Here is a 25,334-nt window from a genome sequence, read left to right as displayed (position 1 = left end):
TTTGTCATGAAGATTCGGTTTTTTATATTGTTTTATTATCCGATCAGAAAAGCATTTTTCATTTCCAATTCAGACTTTCTTTAGTAACTTTAATCCATTGTAAACGCTGAACTCATCGTTTACAAGGCTTTGCAGAATACGTTTTGCCTTGTACAACGTTGATCGGCAAGGTTCTTATGTATCGTCCTTGGTCGCAAGTCCAAGGGTGTTCATCGACCTAAGTAAAGACGATTCTGAGATGGTTTCGTGCTTATATCGATTGTCATGTTTCAAAAAAAAATAAAAAAAATGCTCTTTATAATTTTATTCATTGTGGCGGTAGTCGCCGCAGGTGTGGCCTATTATTTATTCACCAATGGTAACGTTAAAGTAGATATGGCTTTGAAATCAGCTACGCTATATGGATTTAAAGTTAAGGGGCTGGACGGCTCGTCCATCGATTTCGCGCAATTTAAAGGTAAAAAGATACTCGTTGTAAACACCGCTTCTAAATGTGGGTTTACACCTCAGTACGAGGGTCTTGAACGCTTATATAAAAGATTTAGTGATAAGTTGGTTATTATAGGTTTTCCTTCAAATGATTTTTTAGACCAAGAACCTGGTAAGGATGCCGAAATAGCTGCTTTTTGTCAACGGAATTACGGCGTAACTTTTCCGATGGCAGCAAAGATTGATGTTAAAGGAAAGCGGCAGGCGCCTATTTATCAGTGGTTGACCAACAAAAGCTTGAACGGCGTAGAAAGTTCTGCTGTCTTGTGGAATTTTCAGAAATATCTAATCCATGAAAATGGCAGGCTTATGAAGCATTTTCCTCCAAAAATAGATCCCGAGGATCCTGCAATTGTGGCGTTGCTCGAGTAGTTAGATAGCGCTCATTCAACTTTCTTTAAACATTTGAAAGTCCGCGGTAGTGGATGGCTGCAGAATGGGAGAAATTTTTTAATAGAACCGCCAGTCAAATTACTAATGAGTTCATCGATTGATTTGCCAGCTTTTCTAAATCCTGTACCCTTAAAATCTGTTATATAAATATCCAGTTCGCCTGCTGCATCAATTTCATAGTCCCAAAAGAGATAGTAGCCATTGTCGCTGGAAGCGAAGGGAAACAATCGCTTTACGATTGGCAGCGAGCAGTCAGGACCTATTTCAAACCAGATATCATCATTTTTAACATCATCAATATAGGTACTTCTAATTTCATCGGATCTAACAGTTAATGAATCTCCATAGTTGCCCATCGGAATATAAATATGAAATTCACCTAATACTAACCCGTATCCATAGTTTTTTACAAAGGATTTGTATGATTTAGGAAAAGCTTTTCCATTTGGGAATCTAAAATTCTCGAGAATTGACTGATCCCCAAATTCAGAAGGTGTACCTTCTATTTGCAGATCAAAGGTATTATTTAGCATAACATTTTTATAAAAATTCGCATATTAAGATTCAAAATTTCCTGCCTATTGTTGATTTTTTTGACTTATTTCTTTACCGCCACTTACTTACCTGCAGTACGTTTTCATCCAGTTGTGCCGCTAATGATTTCGCCCGTGCTTTTAAGATCAATTTTCTGCCAGTAATTGTTCGGGTAAAGATTAAATCACAATTCCCTACGTGTGCTTCCCACTGATTGCTAAAATATTCGGCGAACTTTTTTTTGCGAGCCAACAGTTCCGGAACAGCATGATAATCTTCCTGCTTGACAAAAAAAGCAAATTTGTTTTTCCTGACAATCACATAACGCGGATTATTGATCGGCGCTATAATCTCTTGTAATGCATTGATGAATATTGATTTGTCGTATGTTGTGCCCCCTTCTAAATGGCAGTAAACGGAACCCGAGCGATCAACTTGCGTTTCTACGCGTACTTCGTTTCGATCAGTCCGTATGATATGAGCTTTTAGCAAGCCATTTAAGAGTGCATAACTCACTTGGTTGAGATCTTTGGAAATATCTCGGTATTTCAAATATAGTCCGAGTGACCTGACGGTATTTCTACCGAAAAGCAGCATTCCGACCGCACCCAAGCTGGCAATGTAAATATAAAAATCTTTTAGGCTTTGCATATTTTTTAATGCTCTAAAAAATCCCTGTAAATTGTCAAGTCCAAAACTAAGCCAGGCAGCGCCCACTGTCGCGAGTACATTTCTAATTGTTTTGTTGAGATACAATGATTTTACACGTTGGTAATCTTGTTCTTCCGTAAAAGGTATCTTGATCTCCTCGACGAGATTCACTCCTTTTGAAAGCGCGTCATTCCACCGCTGTCTGAGGTTCTCTCGGTCGGCTGCAAATAGCAACATTTCCGCATTTTTCCGTAAAATTTCCCCAACGTTGTTTATGTTTTCGGGTAGATCAAAACGGCCTATACCATTTTCAATTTCAGGTTCTTGTCGCAGCGAGACGCCGACAAAACTTTTGAACCGTCGCTTTAATAATTTAAGGTCATCACCGCCCGTTGCGGAAGTGGAGTCTGCACATACCAAATGCCAGATATTTGCCGTTTTGTCCTTATTGCCCTGTTGTGCTCTGATAGCCCGACCCCGCATCTGATTGGAAAGTACAAATGAGCCGACAAAGCTCGCTAAAATCAGGGCATTGATTGCCGGAGCGTCCCAGCCTTCACCTAACAATGACTTGGTCCCCAGTAGGACTTCAATTTCTCCAGTCTGGAATAGCTGTGTGACGATGTGAACGATATCGTGTTTAAGTCCCTCTGTTTGGTTTATTAAAAGGTAATTTGTATCAAAAGGAACAGGGCTCGCAGCGTTGTCATAAATATCATACTTAGCAGCAGTGGTTTGAAATGCAGCGTAAGTGCTAGCCGGAATAATGATCAAGGATCCTGTAAGCACAGCGATTTTCTTATTATTCTTATTTTCCCGTCTCAATTTTTCGAAAATAGGTATAACACCTATTTTGTTCAATTCAAGCGTATTATGGTCGGTGCTTACATAGAATTCTTTTCGGATAAAATCCGAAAGGACTACCAACCGTAGGTTTTTACCCAATTTTTCATATTCAAAATCCACAATCGCTGTAATAGCGTCCATTTTACTGATACTGGATGTCAAATATTGTCGGACACGGCTATTTTGGGAAAAGTTCACCCGTTTTCTTTCCGTGGCACCATGCCTTTGTAATCTATTTTCCAGCATGTTGCGGTGTTCTGCAAACGGATTGAAATGTACCTTTTCCTGGTACAGATAAAATTCAAGTAGAATTTCGAGCCATTCATAATCCAGGTGAGGTATTTTAAAATCTTTGCCACCGATGATCTCCATATGGAGCTCGGGAATTGGAATTTGGTTGGCATGGAGAAAAATTAAGCATGCTGAGTAATATTTCAGGTTATTATAGACCCAGTCGAGATCATCCATCGGGTTTAACCATATAGGATGATTTTGGACCGCCTGAAGTACGATTTTGTCGCTGCTTACTTCCTTAAACAGTTTAAGCATGCTATCCCTATAATCGGCAATAAACTGTCTTTCCTTCTGGCTAGGATTGGTGAAATAGATATAATCCTGATGCGGACATAGATCACCCTCAATGACAAGTTCGGGGACGGAAATTTCTGCATCTATGGGACCATTTAGATCCATGTAGCGCTGCCATTCTGTTGGAGTGACATCGTAAGGTGGAGTTGCTGTTAGACCAACAACCGTCGGCTTCAGCTTTTTCTTTATATGGGTTAATGTATGCCACCATTCATTTTTAAGATGGTGTGCTTCGTCGACGACAATCGTGCCAATTTTTTGCGATTTCAATCCCTTTAGGATAAGCTCAAGGTTTGACCCGAGCTCCGGTGCATCCTGATCATTGCAGGCAGCATGCAGCCCCTGATAGGTTACTACGGTGAAAAATTTCGGATTCCGGATATCCCTGGAGATCCAGTCCGGCACGGTGTCCGTTTGAAGAAAAAGTTCACTGAACCGTTGTATCCATTGGTTACGGATTGCACGTGTCGGTGCGAGAATTAGTGTTGGTTTATTGATGCGTATAGCGACTTCAAGCCCCAAAACCGTCTTACCTGAACCAGGCGGTGCCACCACATGTAAATGACCATCTTTAAGATGCTCTTGTAATTCTTCAAGTACCCGTAGTTGGTACTTGCGCCACGAATATTTGAATTTAATTGCTTTAGGGTATTCAGTCAATAGATCCGGATAATTTAAAATTTACACTATATTGTAGTGCAATATACCAATTTTGGTTGCAAATACGATTTGCCGTAGAAGACTTGTATAGTTCCTTCTATTGACCTCTAATATAAGCGGTACATTAAGATTATATTTCTTTTAAGTTAAATTTTAAGTGTGCTTTCCGAAGGAAAAAAAATAGCCGTTTTATCCAACACGGAGGTGCCTCTTAAGTACGTTTAAAGCATTTTCAAAGCACTAGTCCCTTGTGCCTGATCAGTGCTTGATCAGTACATCCTCCAAAAACGGGCTAGTTTCAAGCGATTAATTTTAGCAGTTGGTTATTTTTTGATTAATTCTGGGCGAGCTGGATTTGGCATCGTTTCATCCTCCGTTAGGCTTATTGGACAGCGGAACAATTATTATTCGCGTCGACAGAATTTATATTCGTACATCACTCCCGGAAAATAACTTGATATCTTTGTAAGCGTACTTGAAAGTGGTATCGATGAATAGACAACAGTAATTATAAAAATACGGGTAATATGGGAAAAATTATATTCAGATTTTGGTTGGTTAATGTACTGATAAGTGTCGCGCTATTTATCCTATACCGACTTGTTATCGCAGAGACGAATACGGCTGCTACAGGATTTCTGGAGACGATTATAGTTATACTGGACATTGTTGTCAATTTAGGTTTTTCAACAATTTATCTTTTCGTAGTGATTTTATGTTCTTTACTATTTTTTCTAAATCACATCGAAAAAATTCGCCGAAATAAAGTATTATCGTTTCTGACATTTTCGGGAATACCTGCTGTTTGTCTGGTCTTACTGATTATTTATATTTTGGTTGGAGTTTATAAATACAATATAGTTCTCGACCCGTTAAAAATGCTGCTCCTGTTTTCTGTTGTTTATCTAGCCAGCACCGTCTTAGAATTTGTCCTGTTCAGAAAAATAATCGAAAAACAGCAGGCTGCTCCGAAAGTTAAGCAATAAAACTGCATCATTGTCGTCTGTCTGACTATTTGTTTAATCAAATTAATCAAAATTGGCTGAGTTCAGATACCCCGATGATCTTAATGTTTCTAAGATGTAATTCGCTTCAGCTTGATCCATATCATTCGCGAATTTTATTGTTTTAAAACCATATTCAAATCGAATAGTCCCTCTATTTTTAAACAACGACAGATCATTCCTGCGGCCCCAAAAAACGAATTCAAAGGGCTCCTCTTCGATATGAAAATTCTTTACTTCCCGTAGATCAAATATCTTATTTCTGAAGAATATATCATTTTTTCTGGCGATGCTGATCTGCTCACGATCTATCACGATGATTTCTTTTCCAATTAAGTACCACGATAATGTTTTAATCACAAGTAAGCCCCCCAGAGTCCAGCCAATCAACCAGATTACTTGAAACAACCGATCAAATTCTAACCCGCTATTTCCGTTATTAAAAAAGTCCTTTACGAACGAGCCTCCAACAAAATTTAATCCAATAAACCAAGCGACCAGCCACAAACTAAGGAATGCTATGACAGGCATATGTTTTTTTGCTGGGATGGTAATTTGGTATCCATTTGACGTTTGGTCAATATTTGCAATACCATCATAAGGTCTTTCCATGGTGATAATTTGTTACTCGTTCAAAATTGGTTAATTTAACAGGGACTAATATGCGAAAAGTCAAACAATAAAAAACTATTTTTTATCATTAAATTATATTAATTTTTTCAGGATAAGCCATTTGATTTATGCGTAATTCGCAGATCAAATTTTTTTATTGTTGTTCTCGATGAATTCTAATGCTTCCTCTAACTGATTTTCATCAAAATATCGCTCTTCTAAAGCCGAGTTAAATAAATGGAGCATCTTGTTTTCAATATTGACTATTGACTTCATGAAATCAGAATGGGATACAACCGCACAGCGTCCGATTTTTCCGAAATGTTTAATTCCCCATAATTCCCCTTCAAAAAATGCTTTTAATTTCATGTCTTTCATCATAGACATGTCTTTAACCTTAATCAATATGTTGACATGCGCATAACCTTCATTCAATTTTTCTTCGAAAAGTTGTTCTATCAAAAGCGCATCAATTTCTGTAAATGATCCTATTAATTCCAACGCAAGTGCATTGCCTTTAAATTTTTTTATTTGATTGATCATGATGGTTTGTTGGTTTTATTGTTTTGCATGTCATCTATATCGTAAAGTTAAAAAATATGGAACGTAATTGAAATTCAGTTATTCACATGAATTAAAACCCAATTGCGGGGGCTGACGAATGAATGGTCACTTTCTGGCATATTTACTTTCCTTTACAAAAAAACGTAGGGGTAGAGCCGCGTGTTCCTGAGCATAAGCAATACCGATTCGTGCTGCTTTTCCGATTTGTGCGGGATTGTATTTTAATCCCTGATCTTCAATCCAAATGCGGTCGTCGGTCAATAGCGCATCATTAAATGACGCGTCAATTCCCAAAGCTTTGGCCGCAGAACCCGGTCCATTGGAAAATGAGGGTTTTTCTGGCAGCACGTGTCTCCGTAAAGCCATCATGTCAATGCCAACGAGCGGTTCAATACTTCTTATTAAAACGCATTGGGGATCCGCTGCACCGGACGTAACAATATTCAACAGATGGTGAATTCCATAACATAGGTATACATAGGCCACACCACCTTCACGATACATTGGCTCAGTCCTGGAGGTTCTCTTTCCGTTAAATGCATGAGATGCTTTATCCATAACGCCAAAGTAAGCTTCAGTTTCGACAATTCTACCCGCTGTTAGCATGCCGTCTTTTTGCGTATAGAGTACCTTTCCTAACAGATCTTCTGCTAGGAATAAAGTATCGGTATTGTTATAATAAGATTTAGGCAGTTTACTCACTTTTTATACAAAAAATTGACTTATTTATCATTCGTATGTTACTCGTATCAGTAGAGGTATTCAATCCTTCTCTAAGCGCAATTTTGTTTACCGCTATTTCCCAGTTCTTTTTCTCGCAGGTTACATCACATGTGTTCTCCAAGATTAGCCAATCCAAATTTGAAAGCAATATCATGCTATAACTGGCAACAACAGTAACCTTATCCATCATCATCTATAAATCAAATTGTCAACGATTATGTCCATCGTTTAACGGTGATTAAATATAGGGAAAATCATCATTTTATTGCTAACGAATAGTAGTTGAGCAAATGATTTTCAAACTCACCTGATAGGGGCGATAAAAAGTCCACTTATGTTAATTTTCGTGTGGGCCTAATAGCTGACTTTATTTTAAAAATCCATTCAGGAAATCTAAAATGATACTTGTTTGGCTCATCAGGCTGACATGGCCCTGTCCTGGGATTATGGCTAATTGGGATTTCGGCATTTGTCCAAAGTCACCGACTACCGCACCACCCAATAACTGATATGTTTTTGCAAGCTCGATCTTATCCAGACCATCGTTGTCTCCGGCAATTATTAATACAGGTGAAGATATTTTGGCAATATTAGCATCCCCCAGATCAAATGGATGTTGCGCCAAAGAGATCATCTGTTCTAAAAATTTCGTCCACTTTGTTTTGTCTGGAGCAACTGCGTCATAGGCTTGCTGCATCGGACTATTTTCAAACATTGCTGGTTTCATGTTCTTGAAGGCGTTGTTAATTTCCGGCATCCATCCATTGCTTTTATAGGTGGCAGAAATAATGGCCAATCCATTTAATCGCTTCGGATACTGAATGGCAAATTGATAAGCCACGGCACCTCCAAAGCTATAGCCGAGCACTGCAGCATGTTCAATTCTCAGATAATCCATCAGTCCGGCAACATCATCTGCCAGTATTGCATGATCGAATTTTCTATCGGAATAGGGAGAATGACCATGTCCTTGCAATTCAATAGCGATGACTTTTCTGGTTTTTGCCAATTCAGGAATTAGCTGGGTCCAGTTGGAGTTGATCGTCATAAAAGCGCCATGTAATAGGATAATTGGCTTTCCAGTGCCATAAATTTCATAATAGACCTTGCTGTCCTTAAGGGATACCAAGCCTTGGGCCGAAGGTTTAACCTGTTGGCCATGTGATTGCATAACAGTAGTTATCATAATAATACAGAGTAATGATTTAAAAATAATATTGGTTTTAATAAGTGTGTTCATAACAGATTGATATCAAATGTACATAACAAATATCAGAACGATTCCGCAGGAAGAAACTGTAGAAATACGACAAATAAAGGGGCGATTGCGTCAAAATGGGACAGATCTTGTAGAGCCCCCATAAAATACTTCGGTGCGTTGCGAAGGGATACGTTACGTTTCACTGGCTGACTGCGGTTTAAAGAAAGAAGTAACTGATTTTCATTGAAAAATGAAGGAATTGATATAAGAATGACAATGTAAAGATGTAAGTTTGTATATCACCAATATTAAATTTAAGGTTATGCTATATTTAGGAATTCTGGTCTTTTTTGGACTTATTACATTATTTGCTTCATTTTATACGGTAAAACAAGAATCTGCAGCTGTGATAGAAAGGCTGGGTAAATTTTTAAAAGTGAGTCATGCTGGTTTGCATTTAAAAATTCCGTTTTTGGATCAAATATCTAAACGTCTGAATCTTAGAATAAAGCAATTGGATGTCATAATTGATACCAAAACACTGGATAATGTTTTCATCAAGATGAAAGTTTCTGTCCAGTATCAGGTAATCAGAGACAACGTAAAAGATGCTTATTATCGTTTGGAGAATCCCGAAAATCAGATCACATCGTATGTTTTTGATGTTGTGCGTGCTGAAGTTCCAAAAACAAAATTAGATGACGTTTTCGTAAGAAAAGATGATATTGCCATTGCCGTAAAAAGTGAATTGCAGGATGCGATGCAAAGCTACGGTTACGATATTATTAAAGCATTAGTGACAGATATTGATCCTGATGAACAGGTCAAACATGCCATGAACAGAATCAACGCTGCTGAACGCGAAAAAACAGCCGCAGAATATGAGTCTGAGGCTCAGAGAATACGAATTGTTGCTGTAGCAAAAGCTGAGGCAGAATCTAAAAAACTACAGGGACAGGGTATCGCAGATCAGCGAAGAGAGATTGCGAAGGGACTGGAAGAATCTGTAAAAATGCTGAATGCTGCCAATATCAATGCACAGGAAGCGTCTGCGTTAATCGTGGTTACGCAACATTATGATACACTGAATGCTATCGGCGCCAATAGCAGAAGTAATTTGGTTTTGCTTCCTAACTCGCCGACAGCAGCAAGCTCTATGCTGAATGATTTGGTTGTTTCAATTGCAGCGGCACAGAAGATTGATGGACATAATAGTGCGCAATTGCCTGATCTTCCTAAAGATGGCGGTCTTTAGGGATAGAAATCCAAAGAAGCTCTTCCATAGACGTATTATCTAAATGTTGATGTAACTGAATTCCTCAAAAGCAGGATATGGGATAAGATTACCAAGGGTACCACCAGGTTGGGCAATAAAGCATATGGAAACTGTAACATAGCAATATTTGGCTGATCATAAGCGATCAATTGTATAGGAATTGGGGATGACAGTATTCCTAGAAGAACAACAATGAGAACTGAGCAAATACCGAATATGTTCCATAATCTGAAAATCTGGAAATTGAAAGTTTTACGAAAGAATATGCCCGTTATCAAAAATATTAAGGCAGTAATTCCGAAAACTATATCATAATTGCAGCCAATAAAAGTCATTTCTCGCGGCAGCATTTTAGCTTTGAATAAAGCATAGAGAATAAATTCTACTGGAATACGCAAGATATGGATCGCCAAAAGCAAATACATATTTATTTTTGTATTAACCAATAGTATCGAACAACAGACGATTGTTATAACTGTACCCAATAGCGTTAAGGCGAAAGATGGGGGAAATTGTATAAAGAACCCTGCAACAGCGGCAAATGATATGAAGAGAGACCAAATGATATAAACTCGCGTAGAAAGTTTGTGGCGTACAGCGAACGAAAATAATACAAAACAACTTATTGTAATAGCTATAAATAGATTCTGCATGATTAAAAAGCATATATCTTATAAAACTAAAGCATAAAAGGCCTAAAATACTTGCCTTAAGGCAAGTATTTTAGTGACAGGAATTCCTCGCTATATGCTTTTGACCAAAATGAGAATATTATAACGACAGATGCTCCAAGCATTGGTCATTATCGAGAAAATTTTATTTAGCTTCCCTCAACAGGTATTTAGGAGAGCTTTTTACTTCGTTATCTCAAAACGATTTGCTCCATAATTCGAGTTATTCAGTGATAAGCCCATTGCGAATAGTAATTAATAAGCTACGAATTCTAAGTGACCATTTACAGATATTTAATCATCATTTAAATAATTAAATGTGTCTTTATTTTTACTGCCATATACAAGGGTATGCCGTCAAAACATACCATGGTTTAACAAGTAAATTTAAAGACAATGAAAAGATTAATGATGAGTTTGGTAGCAATGGTGATGCTATCATCTGTTGCTTCGGCCAAGACAGCCGCAACAACAGTCAACGGAAATGTATCTGTGAAAACAACTTCCCAGCGCCTGGCCAACAATACGGTTAGGGTTACCGAGGCAACCACTGAAACGAATGCGGCATTCGTACGCTGTAATTTTAAAGTAAGTATTTATAGCTGTGATGGTGTTTTATTAGGCAGCGCTGTCTACACAGATTATGCTTCTTCAGCTGGCGGCTGTGCTAATTTCTTTGCAGCAATGCATGACTGGGTTGCAAACAACTAAACTTTTATTCATTCTTACACAAAAACAAAAGCGGGGCTTTGACCCCGTCTTTCTAAACTAAATTATCATGCGTAAATATTATATATTCTTTTTATTTCTATTCCTTTCCAGATTATCTTCTGCACAGCGGCTTCATGCGACATATGAATACATCCCATCAGCCATGGCTACTTTTAAAGAAGATGTCTATTATGATGGAACAGTGAAGATTGCTGTTCGTGATTCGATGCCAATACGCAAGCAGGAGCTCAACAAAGATGGCGATGATGAAGTAGCTTCCTCATTTTCGATAACAATCGGATCTGGCAAGAGGTATAACAGGGTCGTGATCCATCAAAATAAGGCTGACCAACAGCTAGAAACCCGTTCCATTCAAGGTGTTAACTATTTGGTGACGGACAAATTTCCGGCATTGGTCTGGAATACCGATTACACCGATGTGGATACGTTAGGCAAACATGTATGCCACAAAGCAACGGCCTCTTATCGTGGAACTACTTTGGTCGCTTATTATACCAATGATATTCCCGTACCTGTGGGACCATCGAAATTTGGTGGCTTGCCGGGCCTTATTGTGATGCTGTATAACGAAAGTGCCAATCCGAACTATTGGTATCTGAAAGAGGTAAATTATCCCTATGCGGGAAATATTCCCGTAAATGATAAATATATCCAGTCTTTACCCAAATTGAGCCTGGAAGAATTTGTCAAGAAAGACGACCAAATCAATGAAGAACAAATGCGTATTATGTACAGCAAAATGCCAATGATGGAAGGTGTAAGCGTTGATAAACAAAAAGTTAGAGGCAGTGTAGAGCAAGTGTATGAATGGGAACATCAATAAGCGGATAGCGGCCTTATTCAGCTTTTGTCTGTTGTTTATGGTCGTACATGGACAGGTTGCTATCCATGGAAGCGTTAGTACTGAGGGAAAAGCGTTAGGAGGGGTACGTATTGATTTACGGCGTGATGGCGATAACAAAATGTTGGCTTATACGTTTAGCGACGGCCAAGGCAAATATCATGTGCAAACGGCCCAAAGTGGACCATTTACGTTGCTATTCAAGGCGCTGAGCTTTAAGCCAGCTTCCCTTTCGATTACGCCTACGCAGGCCGACACGCTGATTGATGTACAGTTATTAGCTGGAGGGGTGGAGCAATTGCAGGAAGTGATTGTCCATTCCAAAGGCCCCTACCGCCGGGGCAGAGATACCATTGAGCTTGCTGTGAAATCCTTTTTGCAGGGTGATGAGCGTACGGTAGAGGATCTTCTTCGAAAGATTCCCGGCATTCAGGTGGGGACCGATGGGAGTATCAAAATAGGCAATAAAGAAGTAGAAAAAGTGATGGTGGAAGGGGACGATTTTTTTGAAAAGGGCTATCGCCTGCTGACACAAAGTATGTCCGTTCGTCCCTTGGAAAAAATTCAGATATTGCAGCGGTATTCTAATAATAAACAGCTGAAAGGTATCGAAAATTCGGACAAAATTGCACTAAATCTGCAACTTAAGGAGGAAAGCAGGGCACAGTGGCTTGGCTCGGTGGATGCGCAGGTGGTTCCCATAGGTCCAAAATATTATCAGGCCAATGCGAACTTGATGAATTTTGGAAAAAAGAACAAATATTACCTATTAGGTGCTGCTAACAATAATGGAGTCGATGCCGTAAGCAGTATTAACCACCTGATCCAGTCTGGTTCTCCTGATGAACCAGGTCAGATTGGTGTCGGAATAACAACACCTACTTTGATAGATAATACGCCAAATTTGCCCGGTTTTGATTATAAAAGAACGAATTTCAATAACGATAAGCTGTTGTCCTTGAATACCATTTTAAATCCGACCCCACAGTTAAAGATCAAATGGCTGGGTTTTGCAAATCCTACTAAAAAATCATTTTATCGAAATACCGCGCAGAACTATCATTTGCAGGATATTCAATTTACCAATACCGAAGATTATCAGTTTACCAGAAACATCGATAACTACTTCACGAAACTGGAACTGCAGTTGGAGCCCAATAAACGTACACTGTTGAGCTATTCAGGTACACTAGGTTCTCTGAGAAAAAATGATTTGGGTGCATTACTGTTTAATGGTGTTCAAAGTGAGGAACTGACCAAAAGTAAAGGATATTTGACCAACCATAATCTGAGTTATAGCTACAAATTTTCGGAGCGGGATGTACTGGTCAGCTCACTACGTTGGATAAAGCAACAGTCGCCATTGGACTACAGTATCAATCAATACTATTATGAAGATTTGTTTGGAGGTAAAGATATCCATGCGGTAAAACAACATATCGAAAATAATCTGCAGTATCTGGGGGCTACTACACACTATGTAAGCCGAAAGAAAAATGGTGATTTTTTTGAGTTGGCCTTCAATATGGCCTACCAGCAGCAACAGCTCAACACTGAATTGAAGTTGTTATCAAATCCAGACGAGTCAGGTGGGACAGCAGTCTCTCCTTCGGGATTTTCCAATGCGATGGACTTAAACGTGTTTCAGACGAACCTTATTTCCAAGTATACCTTTAAACGAAATAAATGGGAATTGACACCCCGCTTGCAGGCAGGTCTTGTACAGAACAGGTTGACAGATTTTGGGAAACCCAAACATAAAAATAACCTGTTGCTTTCTCCAGGACTATCGGGGAAATGGGTTATCCACCCAAAAGGGCGACTTGAAACAGATCTCTATTTTCAGCAACAGAATACCTCACCCACCGAGCTAATTCCCCATTATTATACGACAGGGGTTCGAAACTTTATTCGAGGAACGGATAATCTAGCGACCTTAAGTAGTTCTGGTGGCACGCTGATGTACACCTATGGCAGTATGACAGATCGTTTTTTTGCGAACCTTTCGGCCGGACATCAGATTTTGTTTGATTATGTGGGTACAGAAAGCAGTTTAGACCCCAATTTTAGCCTTGTGCAACAAGTATTGCTTAAAAACAAAAAGAGCAGCAATTACAAGGCAGATCTTAATTATTACCTGAAAGTTGTAGGTGGAAATTTCCGTCTGGACTTAGGTGCAAACACGGCAGATTACGAAACATTGGTGGTGGGCGTGGGCAATCGTCAAATTCATACAGAGACATATGATTATGGACTATCGTTTAGAAGTGCATGGAAATCCAGGTTGAATATTTACACAGGTTATGCCCTGCAGTCGGTTACTTATCGCTCAGATAGCAAAACTACACTCAATAATAGCCGCGGATTTCTGAATGTATTTTTGAATATGGGAAAAAATATACAGTGTAATCTAAAGAATGAATCCTATCGCTTTGGCAGTTTCCTTGGGCAGGATTCCAAGACCTATTATTTTTCGGATTTCTCCTTATCTTATGAATTGCGGCAACATAGGACAAGATTTACCATGACAGCAAAAAATATTTTTAATACTCGCTTTTTCAGAAATGCTGAATTGACAGACCTTTATAATACCAGCACCGAATATAAACTTTTGCCGGGTTATATCAGTTTTGGGGTAGATTATAGCTTTTAAGTTTTTATCTTGAAACCAGGACAGAACATATCCTCGAAGATGAAAAATTCTTTCAGGATAGGCCTGCAACCGTCGCTTTTTATTACAAGTTGATTTCATCCGAAATTAGATTGTCAATAAAAACGCTTTGATCAATTCGGCGGTTTCAATAGGTTTTTCCGCAAGAATAAAATGGCCACAGTTTTCAATTTTTTTAAGTGTTAGATTACTGGTGATTTCCGGTAAAGAATGAAGCAGTAGGTCATAGCCACTTGCACCAATCGCCAGGACTGGCATTTCTAATTTACTGTAGCTCGCGTAATCTTTAATATCCTGTGGAAAGGCTTGATACCATGCATTGGAACAACGAATAGCATCTTTATTGTCATAAGCTTCACTATAAACAGATTTATCAAATTGGCTTATGCTATCTTTATTAATCAGCAGGTTGTCAAATAACCAAGAGATGACGATTGACATGCGTCCCTCAAGTAACCTTTCTGGTAATTCTTTTACTTGATTAAAAGCTAGCCACCATGGATATAGATAAGTTCCCCCCAAAACAGGTAGCATAGGAAGCTGATACATGCTTGGGTCTGGATGTGGTGTATCTAGCAGTATCAATTTACTAGTTGCTTGAGGATAATTACAAGCAAAACTAAAAGCAACATGTGCACCGATATCGTGACCTGCAATAAAAACGCTGTCCAAGCCTAAATGCTTTACTAATTTGTAGATATCCTTGGCGATGTTCTTTTTGTCGTAACCATTTTCCGGTTTATCCGAGCTACCCATTCCTCTAATTTCAACTACAAATACTTGGTTGCTTTCTGCTAATATAGGCATTACATGATGATACGCCCACCATGTTTCTGGATAACCCGGAATAAGAATTATGGGGTCTCCTTTGCCTCCGTGAACATAATGGATTGAAATGTCATTTATTACGATAAAATTGCTTGTGAAGCCGGGTACAAGTTTAATAAGTTCTTTGTCGGAATATGCTGTTTTCATGATAAAAAGATATTTATAGCGACCATTGATTTTCTATAGACAAATTTAAACTGTATTTTTACAACCAACAAGTATGAAGTATACTTTATACTTGTGATATTTTTTTAAACTATTGATTATCAAGTGAAATTAATTAGTCAACTAGCGAGGGAAGCGAACATTCCTATTGGAACTATACGTTTTTATGAAAAGAGTGGACTCATTTCTGGCAAGACAAAAAAGGATATAACTTCCAATAACTACGTTTATTACGATGATGAAGTAACCGAAAAACTGAGGTTCATAAAGATGGCAAAAGCTGTAGGTTTTACGTTAGCTGAAATTAAGCAGGTTATTGATGCATGGTATCAAAAAGAGCTAACTCAGACAAGTAAAATGGAAGTGCTCGATCTTAAATTGGAACAGATAGATGCTAAGATAAGGGAACTTAAAGTAATGAAAAAGCAAATCGAACAATGTAAAAGCAATATCCAAAATGGTTTAAGTCGATAACCTATGTTTCCGGCTTTACCTACTCCTAGCTCATTGAAATGAAAAAGATGAAAGAATACAAAATTGCTATTGGATTGTCAACCGTATTGTGTCTAATTGCCTTTTTTATTAGAGATCGGTTTTTAATGTTTTTTACAACCGAAATTATAGGTGAAAGCCCCTTGTTTAAGGATAGCTGGCGTCTACCTGGCCAGGTTTTACCAACACTGATTTTTATTTTCTCTTTTGGAATTCTCCCTTTTCTGTATCTGTCAGTCAAAAATTATTGTAAAGTATCTTCGGTAAGAAATCAACGGCTTTCCCTTCTAATTATCAGTACTTCGGGACTTATATTGTGTTGGGTGCGCTTGGTTTATTTAAAATTTAAAGTTGCTCAGATACGAGACCTGTTAAGAAGGGCCGAGTTTACTTCGGATGGTGATATACCCAGCGTTCAGTTTCAAGATATGCATCTAGAGTCTTATCTCTTAGTAGGCTTACTTGTTGGCTGGCTACTAAGTATTATTATTTTTAGAAAATCTACAAATCCTAAACTTTAATTCCCCCCCTGAATGCTTAACGAGAGGGGGATCTCGTACTATGAACTGCATGAGAGTGTAGAACATCCTGCGGTGTTGTCATAGCTAGAAGGACGTTTGACGGAAAATTCCGGAAATAATTCTTGGTATGGATTTTCTAATGCTTGCGTTAGTTTCATTAACATTGCTGTTTTTCCAGCATTAATTTCTTCAATGCATTGGTAAAGCAGATAGTTCCGCAGTATAAATTTGGGGTTTGTTTTTTTCATTAAATCCAGGGACTCAGCTTTTGAAATTGAATTTGAATGCAAGCGGGATTGATACTGTTCCATGAAGTCTTTAAGCCGGCTAAGCTTTTCTTCATTTAACACAGCGTAAGCTACTGGGCTAAAATGTTCATGTAAATCAGTTTCTGGAGTTATTTTTTCCAATTGATTGAAGAATAAGGTATGATCCAATGCGAGTTCTTGCATTAAACTTTGCCAGTTGTTAAAAAACACCTCATCTTCCTTTTTTAGCCCATCAAATCCGAATTTTTTGCAAAGCATTTTGTCATGAGCTTCCCAAAAATAAACGCCAAAATTATTTAGGGTGTTTTCAAGGAATTTTTCATCGTTGATGATAGGTTGGAGGGCATTCGCAAGTTTCCATAAATTCCAGTTTGCAATCTGTGCCTGCTTTCCAAATGCATATCTCCTTCCTGGTAGATCCGTCGTATTGGGCGTGAAATTTAAATTATATTCATCCATCATTGAATAGGGACCATAATCGATCGTTAGGCCTAAGATCGACATATTGTCTGTATTCATTACCCCATGCACAAAACCTACTCTAAACCATTCTACCATTAAGTCTGCCGTGCGGTTACATACATTTTCAAAAAAATCTTTATATTTCTGCTGATCGGATGAAACAATTTCAGGGAAGTAATTTTCAATCGTAAAATCAAGCAGATCCTGTAATAAGCTGTGCTCCCCCTGAGCAAACATCAGTTCAAAATGTCCAAAGCGAAGGAAGCTTTCGGCGGTTCTGATTACCACGGCTCCTTTTTCGTATTGTGGGTTGCCGTTGTACATGATATCCCGAAGAACATCTTCTCCCGAAAAGGCCAGGCTTAAGGCCCTGGTAGTAGGTATGCCCAAGTGATACATGGCTTCACTCATCAGGTATTCACGTACAGAAGACCGCAATACTGCTCTTCCGTCTGCACGTCTTGAATAGGGCGTTGCTCCGGCTCCTTTCCATTGAATTTCGGTCTTCTTACCTTCGGCATTGGTAATTTCGCCTGCAAGAATAGCCCTACCATCGCCCAGTTGTCCGGCCCAGTTACCAAATTGATGTCCCGCATAAGCTGTAGCGTAGGTCTGAATATTGTTAGGTAGGTGAGATCCTACCAAAAAGTTAAGATCCTTTTCTTCAAATTTACCCAGCCCTATTTCCTCAGAAAGAGCCTCGTTGAAAGCAATCAGTTGAGGCTGTTCAAACCCAGCAGGTTCGATCGTAGCAAATAACACTTTTGGCGTGCCTCGCTGTGTAGGATTATTGGAAAAATCTCCAGGGAATTTTTTGAGGAAAGGTTGTTTGATCTGTTCAATATTCATACGGCAAAGATATTAATTATAAAAGATAAAGACTTTCTAAATTATGGAAAGGTCCTACATATGGTCAAAGCGTTTTCGGAATGACCATGTTGATGGAAAAATCAGTTGCTGTCTAACTAGGTTCGCTAATTATTGCAGCGACTGAACAATTCATGAAGATCAAAGCCTGTCTAACAGAATACAGAATTCTGTTTTTCTCTAGCACGGTCGTAAGCCTTTTGCAAGAGGTAACAGGCATAGGCAACATCTTGCTTATTGTAAAGGTAAAAACTGATCCATCCTGAATTTTTAAATAGATGATGGTCCTTGATTTTTCCGTCCATCATTAATGATTTTTTTAGCTCTTTATTTAATAAAATGTCCACTAAACCATTGCTATGTACATGTGCGAATTCCTTTCCCGAATAATTGAACGCAGTCCCGCCATATTTATGGATCCCAACCGTCGTCCCGGGCATACGTTCGACATTTTCTTCCAGGTCATCGATCCAATGTAGCAGTTCGGGCTTCGCAATGAACATCCAAAGTCTCATAAGACTATCAAATAGAATGGCTAATAAAGGGATATCCTTTAAAAAGCCAAGTCTTCTTACCACAAAAGAAAACATAGGTTATCGCTCACTTAATAGTTTAATATGCTCCATTACTCGGAAATGGACATTCCTAGTGATACTTTCTGCCCAAAGGTCATAATACCAAGTAGGGAAGACATGGAGATTATACCAACTGTTCCCGATAAGGGTAGTGGTTCCATTTCCATTGTCTTTCAATATAAATTGACCTCTTTTGATATCTATATGTCCCATAATTTCAGGGTCTTTGGGTTGATCAATGATATCAAAAACTAAGTTTTCATTGACGTCAAATTTTACAATCTTCTCATCGAAAATATATCCGTTGCTGAAAATGCATTTTCGGTTTGCGCCCAGTTTATGCTCACTTACCGTTGTGGCCATTGGGCTCGGCATTCCTATATTAAAGAGCCAATAGTTTTCTTTCTGAGATATCGGATCGAAGGCGACCACGTGTTGCCATACTTGTGCTGGACTCGCATGAATTAAGATCTCATCGGAGACCATATTTTCGTGATGATGATCACTCAGGGAGTCAACAATAAAAATTCCAAGTAACAGGCTAACAATGCTTATATTCAATTTTTGATTGCTCTTTTTAAACATTGACCTTCCAATAAAGGCGCCTGCGATAACAAAACCAAAAATAAGAGGGGAAACAATTAAGAGGCAAATAATGCCTTCACCTAAGAATATAAAGCTTAGTAAGATAGCCATGAGACTGCCCAAGATAGAGCATGCCGTTATTAGAGTTCCTCTCATGCTGGTATCTTTCCAACACCAAGCCATAATGATACCCATCAACAGTGGAATAATCACAAACTCAGAAAAGACAAGTACACCCACATCCTTGGGCAGCAATGAAGATTGCATACCAATAATTAGAAATGCAAAAATGTTGGCTATTAGAATGCCCTGAACTATTTTAGAACTTCGTACTTTATAAAACGTTTGTTTCAAACTCATCGTATTTGATTGTTAGGCTTCCCGACTCAGGCTGATCTGATTTTAGCAGCATATTCACACACTGCTTAAAGGCGTTTAAGTGAAAAGGCGATATCGGAGCTAATGCTTTTTTAATTGTTAATGACCAGTGGTGTCTCAATATTTATTTCGGTATTTTGTGCCTTTATCCAGGGACCGGCATAATAGTTCCATTCATCATTCGGACGACCATTTATGAATATGCCACCCACTTTTGGCTCGCTATCCGTTATGCTAAAACTTTGTATGGCTAAGATATTAAATAATTCGCTATTTAATAAATTTTGGAATGCTGCTAAATATAATGCTATTCAATTGAAGCTGATCAAAATGTTACAAATACGGAAATGCCTTTGCGTTGGATGTATCCTACTTCTGAATTCGATACAAATCGCGAAAAAGTTGATGAAGCAAGTCTACGACAATGGGGTGGAGTTGATAATGTGGATAAAATTATTTGGTTATTACAGAAATAAGTAAGAAACTCGCTTATAAGATAATGGTAGAAACCGCATTTCGATAAGAACGTTGTGGTAATGCTTGTTCATAGAAATAGACAACTCCAATGAAATTAAGAGAAATTATATTGCTTTTGGTGATAACCCTTTTAGGGCATATGCTCTTCGCTCAGGCAAAAAATGAGGTAAAGGTACTGCAAATCAATATCTGGCAGGAGGGGACTGTCGTGCCGAATGGGTTTCCTGCGATTGCAGACGAAATTATTGCCAAACATGCAGATGTCGTTCTCTTTAGTGAAGTCCGCAATTACAAGGGAACAGATTTTATTCAGCGTATACTAACGGAACTCAAAGCTAAGGGGGCTATATATTTTGGCCAGTCCAGTGACGCAAAACTGGATGTCGGTTTTATTTCCAAATATCCGATTGAATCACAGCATGCGCTTTATGAAAAAGACAGTACTATGGGCGGTGTTTTAAAAAGTAAGATCAAGATTGGAAAGCGTTCTTTTGTATGTTATTCTTTACACTTGGACTACACGAATTATGCCTGCTATTTGCCACGTGGTTATGATGGTGTGACCTGGAAGAAGTTAGATCGTCCTGTTTCAGACGTAAGTACCATTATTGAGGCTAATCGGAAAAGCAAACGTGATGAAGCTATCCAGGATATCCTGAGAGATGTAGAAAAAGAGGATCAATCACAATCGTTTATTATTGCAGGTGATTTTAATGAGCCTTCGCATTTGGATTGGACATTGGCAACAAAAGATCTTTTTGACCATCGTGGGGCAGTGGTTCCCTGGGACTGTTCGGTTTTATTAGAAAAAGCCGGATTTATAGATAGCTTCCGTCAATTATATCCCAATCCGGTCAGTCATCCTGGTTTTACTTACCCTGCTTTTAACAAGGATGTTTCCATTGAGAAATTGGCATGGGCACCCACAGCGGATGATCGGGATCGGATCGATTACGTTTATTACCGCAGTAAAAAGCCGTTGAAGCCAGTAAAAGCTAACATTGTCGGTCCTGTGGAAACCGTAAAGTATGGGCAGAAGCAGGAAAAAGATAGTGAAGATAACTTCCTGCTGCCCGAAGGCGTGTGGCCAACCGATCATAAAGCGATGTTGGTTATGTTTAAATTCTAGTACATTAATAGCCATATGAAATATACCGAAAAGACCGTAAGTGCCTACGAATGATAATTTATCTTCAGCGAATTATAATTGGTTCGATTTTTAATAGGTTGTACTGTTAAATTTGTGTTTAAAATGATAAGTTTATCATGAACAAATCAAGCTAATGAAAAAGATTAAAAGGTTCATTTTAGTGGTCGTCGCTCTATGTGTAGTAGCCCTGGTTGTTGTGGTGATAACCAATAGCAATGTAACGGCTAAAACAGATTCGGTGATTTTCACGGAACTTAAAGATGTGCCAAGAACCAAGGTCGCCATCATTTTTGGCGCTGGTATCAATGGTGATCAGCCAAGCAGGTATTTGAAAGATAGACTCGATGCCGGGATTTCGTTGTACAAAAACCACAAAGTGGATAAAATATTGTTGTCGGGAGACAACGGACGAGACGAGTACGATGAGCTTAGCGTAATGAAGTTGTACTGTCAGAAAAATGGCATCGATACCGCAAAAATTTATATTGACTATGCTGGGTTCGATAGCTACTCGACCATGTACCGGGCAAAATATATATTTAATGTTGATACGGCAATCTTGGTATCTCAGAAATATCATCTAAATAGATGTGTTTATCTGGGCGATAAATTGGGTATAAAATCATTCGGCTATAGTGCAGATCGAGGCGCTTACCCGGGGTATAAATATTATGCATTTAGAGAAAAACTATCGGTTGCGAAAGCCGTTTTGGATGTAATGAGAAATAGAAAACCAAAGTATTTAGGTAAGCAGGTTGATGTAAACGGAAAATCGAATTACACGAAAGAATAGGTTATTAGATTTTGTAGACCGATAGACCATTTATTATCGTATAATTGTTTGAAAAACCAGGTATTAATTTAATATTGGACAACAGACAAATGAAAGTTATTCTAAAAATACTTTTAGTTATATGTGGGATTGGGATCGCAATTTTCGTGGGTTTTATCGTTATGATTCAGGCTGCTTTTGGTGGTTTTGACAAAGATTATTCCGTAACGGAACTTAAAGAAAACTTTGAGGAAAAAAGAGCCGAGATTTATGAAGTCAAAAATTATATAAACAAAATAATTCCACCAGATAAATCTGTTGAAATAGAATTTAGCAAAAACAATACTTTAGGTATTTTCCATTTGAAAGTGGGTGGCAGGTTTGACAGTAACTGGGATGTGAAAATTAGTTCGAATACAACAGACTCTTTATTGCAAAAACTTGGTTGGACAAGAGGGACTTTAAAGACTCTCAAAGAGAAGTTAGATAATGCAAATTGTATCGGTATTACAAGCGGACAACCTTGTAACATAAGCTTTCAACGAAGCGGGATGGGGAGGTATTCCTTTAATTTGTTTGATAAACCAATTGCCGATAGCTTAAAAGCGCGTTACAATGACGGCTGCACTTACATTATGGTAAATGACAGGCTTGTGCTGGAATATGGTGGTGGTGCGATTGGAAGTCAATGCTTTTATAATTTAGAATAGGTAGAAAGCTTAGTCGCTAAAAAGAACAGGCCGTATGAAATTGACTATTAAACAATCTTATCATCAACCGAAGAGTTACTCTTTGGTACCTTAACCATTTATAATTCCTTCAATAAACAAAAATCGTCATTCAGAAGTTTAAAATCATTTTAAAACTTCTGAATTCTTTGACTGGTAAGATCGCGGGATAAGAGTGAGCGCTAGAATAAACGAAGTTTAATCTTCTGCAGCGCCAGTATTCTTCTTTCTTTTATTAGTAGCATCCGAGGATAAAATAGCTAAAGCTAATGTCTTCAGGAGTTTGCGGGAATCAAGTTGAATAAGTATTTTCGTATAAATTCCAACTTGATATGAAATTCCTTTTAACCTTTATTTTTTGTTCCTGGTTTTCTTTTTCACTATTTTCTCAGGTTGGGAAAGTAGGCAGGCAGAAAGATCAATTTGAAGCAATTGATTCTGTTCTCGGCCAAGTTTTAAAAGATCATCATGTGGCGGGTTTTGCCGTTGCTGTTGTGAAAGGCGATAAAATAATTTATAATAAGGGATTTGGTTATCGTGATTTCGCGAATAAAAAACCCGTCACACCCAATACGCTTTTTGCAATTGGTTCAAGCTCCAAAGCTTTTACTGCTTCATTGTTAGGTTTGTTGAGAGCAGATGGCAAACTAACATTTGAGGACAGAGCGGTATCTTTACTGCCAACGTTGCGGTTTTACAATGATGAGATGGATAATCAAATCGTTGTTAAAGACCTAATGGCGCATAGGACTGGCTTGTCCCGCTATGATTTATCTTGGTTTCTGTTCAATAGCAAAAATAGAGATAGTCTGATTTCGCGGGTCAGATTTATGAAACCCAGCTCAGGCCTGCGAATGAAATGGTTCTATAATAACTTCATGTACCTTGCTCAAGGAATGATTGTGGAGCGATTGAGTGGTAAGACATGGGAACAAAATATACAAGAAAAGTTTTTTACCCCCCTACAAATGACCCGTTCTAATACCGATCTCTTAGCATTTCAACGGGACAGCGATGCTTCTTTGCCCTATACACTTTCCAAAGATAACACGATAAAACCGATTGATTATTATAATATTAGTGGTATGGGGCCAGCAGGAAGCATAAATAGCAGTGCTAATGACATGTCTAATTGGGTCAAGGTTTGGCTCAACCGAGGTTATTTCAATGGGAAAGAAATACTTCCTGCAAATTATATAAATGAGGCTGCGAGCTCCCAAATGGTGATGGATGCAGCTTTACCAGACAAACATAAAGATGTCTTCCTTTCCAATTATGGTTTAGGCTGGATGATTGGCTCCTATAGAGGACATTATCAAGTAGAACATGGTGGAAATATTAACGGATTTTCTGCGAATGTGGCATTTTTTCCAACAGATACACTCGGAATTGTCGTATTAACCAATCAAAACGTATCTAAAGTTCCTACGGTGGTCAGAAATTCTATAGCGGATATACTTCTTGGTTTGAATCCAATCGACTGGAATGGTGAAAAAAAGGCTGAAATCGACTCACTGCGCCATATTAAAAAAGAAGAAGAAGAAAAGTTGCCCGTTACAGCGACGAAACCTTCCCATTCCTTAAAACAGTATACTGGTTCTTTTGAAAACCCTGCATATGGAATTATTGAGGTAGGGCTTAAGGATAACAAGTTATACAGTGAACTCGGTTATGAGAGGGTTGTTCTTATCCACCGACATTATGATGTTTTTGACCCACGTTCTGTCGATAAAAATGGGGTAGCAGATACTGAACCAAGTAATCTTCTCTTTAACTTCTTTAGCGATGTGGACGGTCAGATTCAAGGTATAGGAATTCTATTGGACGATAGTGAAAAACCGGTTATGTTTGATCGTAAGCCCAGTCCTGTTGCTACATCGCAGTAACCGACCAATCGTATGGACCAATAAGATGAAAAGGAAGGTGCCGATGACACGCTTAAGCCAGTTGCCAGAGAAAGGATGAGGTTTCAAACTGTAATTGAACATACGAAAGCAGAAGATTGGATAGATTTTAGAATTGGCAACTTTAATGAATCTTAAGTATTATAGATTTTGTTATTGTTAATTTATAGACGCATTATGAGATATTCATCTGCAAAAATAATACTAATTGTGGCTGTGCTTTTGATCGGGTGTGATTTCGGTAGGGAAAAACAGTATTTTCTGGAATTCAGAGAAGAACAGAAAATAGCATTTATGCCCAATGATATTTATCTCGGCGATCAAAAAATAGGGACGGTGGATCAGGTATTATTAAAATCAACTGTTCCAACTTTCAAGGTGACTTTATCTGATCCAATACCTATACACTCTACTGTTGAATTAACTGAAATTGACCTGCTTGGTACCCACCGATTATTTTTGAAGAAGAGTAATTCTGAAAAAACATATCATGAGGATGACACTGTTATAGGTCTTTTAAAATATATTAAACAACAAAACATGGATCCAAAACTACGGGATAGTATTTATAAGTCAATTCGCGAGGGGAATGGAATACTTCAATTTGATAGAGACTGAATCTAATATAAACTTAGAGAAGACTAAAGACAGAGATTTTGGATAAACCTCCACAAACTGTAATCCGGAAATTTGAAATAGCTCAAA

The 25,334-nt window shown here is 38.3% G+C and carries 23 protein-coding genes; 13 read left to right on the top strand and 10 right to left on the bottom strand.

Translation table 11 applies throughout. The features are described from left to right. Positions 1 to 288 precede the first annotated feature (288 nt). Positions 289 to 861: a glutathione peroxidase gene (locus GVK91_RS10230; protein WP_159728502.1), complete on the top strand. Its 573-nt coding sequence runs from the start codon at positions 289 to 291 to the stop codon at positions 859 to 861. A gap of 11 nt (positions 862 to 872) precedes the next feature. Here the strand turns inward: GVK91_RS10230 and GVK91_RS10225 are convergent, their stop codons facing one another. Together GVK91_RS10225 and GVK91_RS10220 are read right to left on the bottom strand one after the other, a co-directional pair. After that, entirely contained in the window at positions 873 to 1,415 is a 543-nt protein-coding gene (locus GVK91_RS10225; RefSeq protein WP_159728500.1) for an SMI1/KNR4 family protein, read from the bottom strand. A 73-nt stretch (positions 1,416 to 1,488) separates the two neighbouring features. Continuing rightward, positions 1,489 to 4,161: a DEAD/DEAH box helicase family protein gene (locus GVK91_RS10220; protein WP_159728498.1), complete on the bottom strand. Its 2,673-nt coding sequence runs from the start codon at positions 4,159 to 4,161 to the stop codon at positions 1,489 to 1,491. A gap of 527 nt (positions 4,162 to 4,688) precedes the next feature. Here GVK91_RS10220 and GVK91_RS10215 point away from each other — a divergent pair. Next, positions 4,689 to 5,147 (top strand): hypothetical protein, encoded by a 459-nt coding sequence (locus GVK91_RS10215; protein ID WP_159728496.1) that lies wholly within the window; start codon positions 4,689 to 4,691, stop codon positions 5,145 to 5,147. A gap of 42 nt (positions 5,148 to 5,189) precedes the next feature. On the opposite strand, the gene GVK91_RS10210 is transcribed toward GVK91_RS10215, so the two are convergent. The 4 genes from GVK91_RS10210 to GVK91_RS10195 all read right to left on the bottom strand — a co-directional run bounded on the left by GVK91_RS10210 (position 5,190) and on the right by GVK91_RS10195 (position 8,250). Beyond that, the gene (locus GVK91_RS10210) at positions 5,190 to 5,777 is read right to left on the bottom strand and encodes a hypothetical protein (protein WP_159728494.1); all 588 of its coding nucleotides are present in this window, start codon (positions 5,775 to 5,777) and stop codon (positions 5,190 to 5,192) included. Positions 5,778 to 5,921: 144 nt separating this feature from the next. Then, a complete protein-coding gene (locus GVK91_RS10205; RefSeq protein ID WP_159728492.1) occupies positions 5,922 to 6,320 on the bottom strand; it encodes an STAS/SEC14 domain-containing protein in 399 nt (132 codons plus the stop codon). A gap of 126 nt (positions 6,321 to 6,446) precedes the next feature. Next, positions 6,447 to 7,043, bottom strand: coding sequence for a DNA-3-methyladenine glycosylase (locus tag GVK91_RS10200; protein WP_159728490.1), 597 nt, complete (start codon positions 7,041 to 7,043; stop codon positions 6,447 to 6,449). Positions 7,044 to 7,431: 388 nt separating this feature from the next. Beyond that, positions 7,432 to 8,250 (bottom strand): alpha/beta fold hydrolase, encoded by an 819-nt coding sequence (locus GVK91_RS10195; protein WP_235032870.1) that lies wholly within the window; start codon positions 8,248 to 8,250, stop codon positions 7,432 to 7,434. Between the two features lie 337 nt (positions 8,251 to 8,587). Between GVK91_RS10195 and GVK91_RS10190 the strand changes: the two genes are divergently transcribed. From GVK91_RS10190 to GVK91_RS10175, 4 genes are all read left to right on the top strand, one after another. Further along, positions 8,588 to 9,520: an SPFH domain-containing protein gene (locus GVK91_RS10190; protein WP_075992121.1), complete on the top strand. Its 933-nt coding sequence runs from the start codon at positions 8,588 to 8,590 to the stop codon at positions 9,518 to 9,520. 1,088 nt (positions 9,521 to 10,608) lie between these two features. Next, a complete protein-coding gene (locus GVK91_RS10185; RefSeq protein ID WP_159728486.1) occupies positions 10,609 to 10,923 on the top strand; it encodes a hypothetical protein in 315 nt (104 codons plus the stop codon). A gap of 67 nt (positions 10,924 to 10,990) precedes the next feature. Further along, the gene (locus tag GVK91_RS10180) at positions 10,991 to 11,767 is read left to right on the top strand and encodes a GLPGLI family protein (RefSeq protein WP_159728484.1); all 777 of its coding nucleotides are present in this window, start codon (positions 10,991 to 10,993) and stop codon (positions 11,765 to 11,767) included. Then, entirely contained in the window at positions 11,748 to 14,438 is a 2,691-nt protein-coding gene (locus GVK91_RS10175) for a hypothetical protein (RefSeq protein ID WP_159728482.1), read from the top strand. Before GVK91_RS10180 ends, GVK91_RS10175 begins: the two co-directional genes overlap by 20 nt. Before the next feature lie 105 nt (positions 14,439 to 14,543). Here GVK91_RS10175 and GVK91_RS10170 read toward each other — a convergent pair whose 3' ends face one another. After that, positions 14,544 to 15,431 (bottom strand): alpha/beta fold hydrolase, encoded by an 888-nt coding sequence (locus GVK91_RS10170; protein WP_159728481.1) that lies wholly within the window; start codon positions 15,429 to 15,431, stop codon positions 14,544 to 14,546. 123 nt (positions 15,432 to 15,554) lie between these two features. Between GVK91_RS10170 and GVK91_RS10165 the strand changes: the two genes are divergently transcribed. Then, complete coding sequence (locus GVK91_RS10165; RefSeq protein ID WP_075992126.1) at positions 15,555 to 15,923, top strand: MerR family DNA-binding protein; 369 nt, start codon at positions 15,555 to 15,557, stop codon at positions 15,921 to 15,923. 47 nt (positions 15,924 to 15,970) lie between these two features. Beyond that, complete coding sequence (locus tag GVK91_RS10160; protein ID WP_159728479.1) at positions 15,971 to 16,462, top strand: hypothetical protein; 492 nt, start codon at positions 15,971 to 15,973, stop codon at positions 16,460 to 16,462. A gap of 38 nt (positions 16,463 to 16,500) precedes the next feature. On the opposite strand, the gene GVK91_RS10155 is transcribed toward GVK91_RS10160, so the two are convergent. From GVK91_RS10155 to GVK91_RS10145, 3 genes are all read right to left on the bottom strand, one after another. After that, positions 16,501 to 18,042, bottom strand: a complete 1,542-nt coding sequence (locus GVK91_RS10155; RefSeq protein ID WP_159728477.1) for a YdiU family protein — start codon at positions 18,040 to 18,042, stop codon at positions 16,501 to 16,503. Positions 18,043 to 18,212: 170 nt separating this feature from the next. Further along, the gene (locus GVK91_RS10150) at positions 18,213 to 18,575 is read right to left on the bottom strand and encodes a luciferase family protein (protein ID WP_235032868.1); all 363 of its coding nucleotides are present in this window, start codon (positions 18,573 to 18,575) and stop codon (positions 18,213 to 18,215) included. Between the two features lie 78 nt (positions 18,576 to 18,653). After that, a complete protein-coding gene (locus GVK91_RS10145) occupies positions 18,654 to 19,580 on the bottom strand; it encodes a hypothetical protein (RefSeq protein ID WP_159728473.1) in 927 nt (308 codons plus the stop codon). Positions 19,581 to 20,163: 583 nt separating this feature from the next. Between GVK91_RS10145 and GVK91_RS10140 the strand changes: the two genes are divergently transcribed. From GVK91_RS10140 to GVK91_RS10120, 5 genes are all read left to right on the top strand, one after another. Continuing rightward, positions 20,164 to 21,204: an endonuclease/exonuclease/phosphatase family protein gene (locus tag GVK91_RS10140; RefSeq protein ID WP_159728471.1), complete on the top strand. Its 1,041-nt coding sequence runs from the start codon at positions 20,164 to 20,166 to the stop codon at positions 21,202 to 21,204. Positions 21,205 to 21,358: 154 nt separating this feature from the next. Further along, on the top strand, positions 21,359 to 22,018 hold the full coding sequence (locus GVK91_RS10135; protein ID WP_200845587.1) for a vancomycin high temperature exclusion protein: 660 nt from the start codon (positions 21,359 to 21,361) through the stop codon (positions 22,016 to 22,018). A gap of 89 nt (positions 22,019 to 22,107) precedes the next feature. Next, complete coding sequence (locus GVK91_RS10130) at positions 22,108 to 22,707, top strand: hypothetical protein (protein ID WP_159728469.1); 600 nt, start codon at positions 22,108 to 22,110, stop codon at positions 22,705 to 22,707. A gap of 350 nt (positions 22,708 to 23,057) precedes the next feature. Beyond that, positions 23,058 to 24,611, top strand: a complete 1,554-nt coding sequence (locus GVK91_RS10125) for a serine hydrolase (protein WP_159728467.1) — start codon at positions 23,058 to 23,060, stop codon at positions 24,609 to 24,611. A 195-nt stretch (positions 24,612 to 24,806) separates the two neighbouring features. Further along, positions 24,807 to 25,247, top strand: coding sequence for a hypothetical protein (locus tag GVK91_RS10120; protein WP_159728465.1), 441 nt, complete (start codon positions 24,807 to 24,809; stop codon positions 25,245 to 25,247). Positions 25,248 to 25,334: the final 87 nt, after the last annotated feature.

The sequence above is a fragment of the Sphingobacterium sp. 18053 genome (assembly GCF_902706145.1).
GTDB classification, from domain to species: Bacteria; Bacteroidota; Bacteroidia; order Sphingobacteriales; family Sphingobacteriaceae; genus Sphingobacterium; species Sphingobacterium paramultivorum.
This window is presented reverse-complemented; position numbering and strand designations above follow the sequence as displayed.